This is a genomic window from Sphingorhabdus sp. (assembly GCF_029865925.1).
GTDB lineage: Bacteria > Pseudomonadota > Alphaproteobacteria > Sphingomonadales > Sphingomonadaceae > Sphingorhabdus_B.
On the sequence record NZ_JARXAI010000064.1, the window covers coordinates 66922 to 73047 of the forward strand.

8 protein-coding genes, 1 tRNA gene and 1 pseudogene are annotated in these 6126 nt (G+C 51.8%); 4 read left to right on the plus strand and 6 right to left on the minus strand.

Annotated elements, in window-relative coordinates; translation table 11 throughout:
- Positions 1-120 precede the first annotated feature (120 nt).
- The 4 genes from QE270_RS06665 (at position 121) to QE270_RS06680 (ending at position 1642) form a co-directional block, all read left to right on the plus strand.
- Positions 121-306, plus strand: coding sequence for a hypothetical protein (locus QE270_RS06665; RefSeq protein WP_300037023.1), 186 nt, complete (start codon positions 121-123; stop codon positions 304-306).
- Entirely contained in the window at positions 306-623 is a 318-nt protein-coding gene (locus QE270_RS06670; protein WP_300037026.1) for a cell division protein ZapA, read from the plus strand. The genes QE270_RS06665 and QE270_RS06670 overlap by 1 nt, the downstream gene beginning before the upstream one ends.
- Positions 624-839: 216 nt before the next feature.
- Entirely contained in the window at positions 840-1409 is a 570-nt protein-coding gene (locus tag QE270_RS06675) for a 5-formyltetrahydrofolate cyclo-ligase (RefSeq protein ID WP_300037029.1), read from the plus strand.
- Positions 1406-1642, plus strand: a complete 237-nt coding sequence (locus tag QE270_RS06680; RefSeq protein WP_300037032.1) for a DUF2842 domain-containing protein — start codon at positions 1406-1408, stop codon at positions 1640-1642. The genes QE270_RS06675 and QE270_RS06680 overlap by 4 nt, the downstream gene beginning before the upstream one ends.
- A 10-nt stretch (positions 1643-1652) precedes the next feature.
- On the opposite strand, the gene QE270_RS06685 is transcribed toward QE270_RS06680, so the two are convergent.
- The 6 genes and pseudogenes from QE270_RS06685 to QE270_RS06710 form a co-directional block, all read right to left on the minus strand.
- Positions 1653-1729: transfer RNA gene (locus tag QE270_RS06685), tRNA-Asp, on the minus strand.
- A gap of 313 nt (positions 1730-2042) precedes the next feature.
- Positions 2043-2171: pseudogene (locus QE270_RS06690) on the minus strand (hypothetical protein); the annotation flags it as partial.
- 108 nt (positions 2172-2279) lie between these two features.
- A complete protein-coding gene (gene thyA, locus QE270_RS06695; RefSeq protein WP_300037035.1) occupies positions 2280-3212 on the minus strand; it encodes a thymidylate synthase in 933 nt (310 codons plus the stop codon).
- A gap of 137 nt (positions 3213-3349) precedes the next feature.
- Positions 3350-3940, minus strand: a complete 591-nt coding sequence (locus tag QE270_RS06700) for a hypothetical protein (protein ID WP_300037038.1) — start codon at positions 3938-3940, stop codon at positions 3350-3352.
- Complete coding sequence (locus QE270_RS06705) at positions 3937-4872, minus strand: sterol desaturase family protein (RefSeq protein ID WP_300037041.1); 936 nt, start codon at positions 4870-4872, stop codon at positions 3937-3939. The genes QE270_RS06700 and QE270_RS06705 overlap by 4 nt, the downstream gene beginning before the upstream one ends.
- Before the next feature lie 218 nt (positions 4873-5090).
- The coding region (locus tag QE270_RS06710) for a TIGR03032 family protein (protein ID WP_300037044.1) at positions 5091-6126 on the minus strand (1036 nt) is incomplete at its 5' end.

Genomic DNA, 6126 nt, shown 5'->3' on the forward strand with positions numbered 1-6126 from the left:
AGCGCCAAGCGTCAAGGGAGCCGGGTGCTTTTACCTGTGAAATCTATGGTGATAAATCCGTTCTCACATTTGCATTCAAAAGATAGTCTGTTAATACTCCTCAGCAGAGGATAGTAACCCATGGCAGATGAACGATTAATTTTTGCAATTGGGCGCATTGAGCGCGCTTTGTCGCGGATCGAAAAATTGGCGATATCCCCAACTGCGTCAGATGAGAGTGATCTCAGCAAGCGCCATGAAAAACTTAAATCTGAAACTCTTGCTGCTATCCATGACATGGATAAAATCCTTGCGGGTGCAGACTGATGCCTGACGTAAAAATCAGCATCGCCGGCCGCGACTACTTTGTAGCCTGCAATCCCGGCGAAGAACAACGTCTGATAGATCTGGGCGCTATGGTGGATGCCAGCGCGCTTGAGGCCGGTGGTGGCTCTCGCGGCCTTACTGAAACCCGTGCCCTTCTATTCTCCGCACTTTTGCTAGCGGATAAGCTGCAGGACGCGGGTGGCGGTGCAGTAGCCGCACCGAACGCACAAACCTCAGCAGCATTTGCTCAATCCGCTGATGTATTAGAAGGACTTGCGGATCGATTGGAAAATCTGGCGCTAAGGCTTGAGAATTAACAATATACGCTTATATTAGCTGTTGGCGGGACTGTCCGGCACGAACTGATGAGAACATCCCTGAGGCGATTATCTATCTAAGGGAGCTGTCCCTGCCTGGGCCGTTTGGGAAACCTTAAGGTCCAGATCACACGGTGCCCACCTGACGTCCTGGCGTCAGAGGATATTCCGGGAAACGACCCATGGTGGTTCCGCCAACAATTTTCAGGAAAAGATGTGAAACCAGAATATGACAAGCAGTCGCAGCGATTACAATATCGCGACCTGCGTGACCAGTTTGTAGGTGCACTTTCGGCGCAAGATCGCGCGCTTGCCTTTTCCAGAATCCCTAGCCCGCTCACAGAACATATTCAGGCTGGCAAAATAGTGGCTGGTTATGTCGCGATAGGGTCAGAGGTTGATCCTTCGGCCCTTTTGGCGCAGGCACATGCACTAGGAAGCGAGATTGCCCTGCCCCATGTTACCAGCAAGCTTGCGCCCATGCGATTTCTGCGCTGGTCGCCTGGCGATGATTTGATGCCTGGCCCATTTGGGCTGCTGCAACCCGCCGAGAATTGCCTCGAATGCAAACCCGATATTATTTTAACACCCCTGGTGGCCTTTGATGATCAATTAATGCGCCTTGGACAGGGCGCAGGACATTATGACCGCGCCTTAAGTATGCTTGACCACTCTTTTGCCATTGGTCTTGCGTGGTCGGTGCAGCGCGCCCCTGCCATCGCATCCGACATATGGGACATGCCCCTAAACGCCATTCTCACCGAAACATCATGGATAACCGTATGACCACACCACTCAAACAACCTACCTGGCGTAAACCAGCAGGCATGCTGGCGATATTGCTGATTATACTAGTTTGGGCTGTAATCGTGGTCAGTATATCTGATTACATAGGTGCGCAGCACATTGCCGTGCAAAGCATCATTTATTTGATAGCAGGAATTATATGGATAGTGCCCATGCGACCGCTTTTGATCTGGATGGAGACAGGATCTTTTCGCGCACCACCCCAAGCCTAAACTAGGGAAGTGGCGCGAGTGACGGGGCTCGAACCCGCGACCTCCGGCGTGACAGGCCGGCGCTCTAACCAACTGAGCTACACCCGCTAACTTGCGGTTGGGGCGCACTATAAGCGGCGCAAGATTCTGTCAACGGCATTCGTAGGAAAAGATTGTTTTGTAACGGATGCCGACAACAACCACGACTTCGTAATAACATGACAATTCTTGAAAATTTTTCTAGAATTCACCTTATTCTATTTCCTTAAATTGACATTTTTATTGCAATTTCAATATGTTGTGATAGTTAATACTATCACGGCACATTAACTGTATATTGATACTACCCGGCATAGGCCGGTACATGAAAAGTAATTTCGAAGTCTACCCCGCCCCAAGGCGCGCGGTTCGTCTTGCGAAAAGGACGCGGGTTGGCATCGACCTCAGGTACAATGGTGTCGCTAAAGTCGGCGAGATCACCGGGACGGAATTTGGGTTCGGGGAAATGCAGATGCAGAGGCGCGAGGTTATTTTTCGGTGCTTGCGCCATATCCATCTCCGCTCTCAACCGCCCAAACGACTTGGGCAGATTATTATCCATGCTTGTTATAATATTTCAAACATGGCTTTAGGTCAACATAACTGACCTAAAGAGAGATTACACCGCGACGGGCGCGGAAATATGGGATTGTGGTTGGTAATTAGGCACCTCAAAATCTTCGATCGTAAAGTCGAAAATGCTATTGGGCGTGCGTAAAAGCTTCAATTTGGGATTACCCAATGGCGCGCGCGACAATTGCTCCTCCACCAAAGAAGCGTGGTTAAGATACAAATGCACATCTCCGCCCTGCCAGATGAGCTCCCCAGCCTTGTACCCACACACCGCCGCGAGCATGCGCGTCAACAAAGCAGCGGAAAAGGCGTTAAATGCAAAACCAAGCCCCAGATCGCACGATCGTTGAAACAATATGCAGCTCAACACATTGTCGACGACATTGAATTGATAGGTTTTGTGGCATGGCGGTAGCGCCATTTGATCAAGCTCTGCTACGTTCCAACCTTCAATGATATGACGGCGCGAACCGGGGTTGTTCTTCAGGCTTTCGACAAGCATGCTAACCTGATCAATGCCCTTTTCAGCGCGCCGGTAGAGACCATTTTCTGTTGCCTCATAACGCGGCCAATTTACCCACTGCGCGCCATAGACTGGCCCAAGATCGCCCCATTGTTCGGCGAAATCTGCATCGTCAACAATCCGCTGCTCGAAATCCTCTTGCGAAATGATCGTACCCGTTTCACGGCGATAGCGGTCCAGCGGCCAGTCAGTCCAAATCCTGACCTTCTGCTCTAACAGCGGCCGAATATTTGTATTGCCCGTCAAGAACCACAGCATTTCTCGTGCCGCTGTTTTCCAATATACGCGCTTGGTTGTCAGCAACGGTATCGCGTCATCGGCAAGCGAGAAGCGCATCGTTGCACCGAACAACGCCTTGGTGCCAACCCCCGTTCGATCGCGCTGCACAGTGCCATCTTCCCAGATCCGGCGCATCAGCGAAAGATATTGATCTTCATAATGTGGCGTGTTCTGCATGGTTTAACGCTAACCCCCGCGCAGCGATTTGGCAACCATCGCCAACCATGTCAGCCTGCAGCAAATTCGGCTTACGCGCGCTATGCAATAAACTGCGTGTGGTATTGAGGCCTTATAAAGCGTGATATGGACCTACATCATGCAAGGGGTTCGCGCATATTCCGTTCGGTAACGATCATGCCCTTCGCAAGCACGGCCAACGCAAGTGCAACAAGCACGTGATAAAGGTGCCAAGAAACCGCCTCATCCAGCCACGCCGCACGCCGGATGAACATAGCATTTGCAAGCATGATGACTACACCAATGGGGACCAGCCATTTTTGCTGCGAGGAGAACGGCCGCGCGGTTGCGGCGATAAATGCAATCACAAGGGCCAGAATGAAAAAAGGTGCAAGTAATGGCCGGGCAAACACATAACCTGCCCCGGCGACAGACAAAATAATCCCCAACCTCAAAGCATCGCCCCTGCCCCCGCCGCGAAACACACAAACAGACGCTACCGCCAAGGTACCTACAAGGCCCAAATATTGCGAAGCGCCGGAATGCAGACTGGCCAGTTCATCCTGCAAACCACCCGCAAATCGCACCACGCCGACTGCGGCAGCTATCCCGAAACAGGCCATGGCAAACGCCAACAAATTTTGGCCATTTTCCCGCAGGGCGTTTCCGGCAAATATCGTGATGAGCACGATAAAAGCGTCAGATAACGCATAATGCGCAGGCATCATGCGTTCCGCATCTGCACTGATTCATTATCGGCGGGGAGCAAACCAGCTTCACGCTTGATATCCATCGACGTCAACCGCGATCCATCATGGCTCCAGCCCGGAGGCGCAAAGATGTAGCAAAACCTTTGCCAAACAGTCAGTCCGCTCTGGCTAGCATCCTTGGCAATACCGACATATTCATGGGTCAAAATTGTGAAAGGGTTGAAGGTCTCAAGGTTCTTAACCAATCCATAGTCAACCGGCACGGCGCGATCTTCTTCAACGAATGTGCCAAACATACGATCCCAGATAATCAGCGAACCGGCAAAATTGGAATCCAGATATTCCGGATTACGGCCATGGTGCACGCGGTGGTGGCTTGGCGTGTTAAAAACAAATTCGAACCAGCGCGGCAGGCGGTCAATCGTTTCGGTGTGCAAAAAGAATTGGTAAGTCGCATTGAGAACGCCGCAAAATATAACCAATACCGGGTCAAATCCAATCAGGATCAAAGGAATTTTGAGCATCATTGTGCCGGTAAAATGCTTCATCCAGCTTTGCCGCAGCGCTATTGGCATGTTGAAATTGGTAGATGAATGATGGACGACATGCATCGCCCAACCCCAACGGACGCGATGACAAATACGGTGGTGCAGATAGAAGCGCAGATCGTCGAGGACGAAGCACAAGAGGAATGACCACCATGTAACGGGTATGTCAGTGATGGCGAATGGCGCGACAGCAAACAAAGCGGCAGTGGTAATGAACGCAAATATTGCATTCACAGGATCGCTGGCCAGACCCAGAAAAATCGAAAGCAATGAGTCCTTCAGCGGCACGCGTCCCGAGCGCTTTAGGAACTTAACCGCGCCAAGCTCTAGCAAGACGCCCATCGCGAAGGCAGCGAGCGTGATCGCAACCCAATTTTGGCTCATGAACTGTTCGACTGTCACAGATTTCTCCCCCGATATTCCATGGGGGGATACACAAATCACAATGATTATAAAATTGAATAATAATATTAAATTATGTTATTATTTGAATATAGACATAGGCCAAACCCGACTGCCGCAAAAGCTGCCAGTATTGGTTAGCAGCGCAGACGGCGTTGTATCCAGTGCCACGGCTATCGAAGTTATAACTTTCAGCGATGGGTTCTTTGGCGCGCGTTCTATAAGGCGTGTGTGATAAACTTGATGATTTCTGGAGCGCCTGGGCCAATCGACATCGGACATGCGTGGCCGTTGATGACCGCGACGTCGAATATCTCCTTGACGTCACCATCGATACGGAACCATTCGGCGCAGACCCCTTTGGCCAAATCGATGATCTGGATGCCGCACCATGGCTCGCTGTCCGCGTCTTTCAGCCTTTGGTCAAGCGCGAGGCCTTCAAAGCGCTTGTAGCGCGGCTTGGACAGTCCGACAAAGGCATAGCCATTTTGGATTGTCAGTCCGCGGACAAAGCCGGGGCAGAACACGCGCGGCACAAACTTGCCTTTACCTTTGGCTGCGCCCTCGACCACGCCGAGTTCGCCAGTGCCCGAATTCAATACCCAGAGCTCGCCATTGTGCAGGCGCGGCGAGTGCGGCATCGACAGGCCTTCACACACCACCTTGTTGCTGCGTACGTCGATGACAACGCCGCCATTGTCGCGCCGGTCACGCCAGCCATCGATTGTGTCTGAGCGGCTTACCGCGGTTACATAAGCGGCTTCGCCATTGTCCATCGCCAGCCCGTTTAAATGACAGCGGTCTTCGTCTACCAGCGCCGAGATGAACGGCGGACGCCATAACTCATGGAAGCTGTGGCGTGGGTCGGTTGTGGCCAGACAGTTGAAGCGCGTATTGACGAAGATAGGCTGTCCATTGCGATCAATGCCGATGTCGTGCGCGTCGAGTTCACCGGTAAAATGCGTATCACGTGGCACATAACAGGCGTCAAATTGCTGGTTTACTAGTTGATCAGGCTCAAGCCCGTTTTTGAACCGCATGATCTGATAGCCCGCAGACAAAGCAAAGCTGTTGTCGTCCTCGACCCATATTCCCATGGGCTTGGGCATCACCGACTGGTGCAAATGCCCGCTGCCATTGGCGGTGTATCCAAGCATATACAATAGGCTCGACTGATAGGACGAGAACATGATTGACGCATTTTGTGTCCCGAGAAGACGCATAAGGCCGTCGGACTGACTGAATGTCGTCACC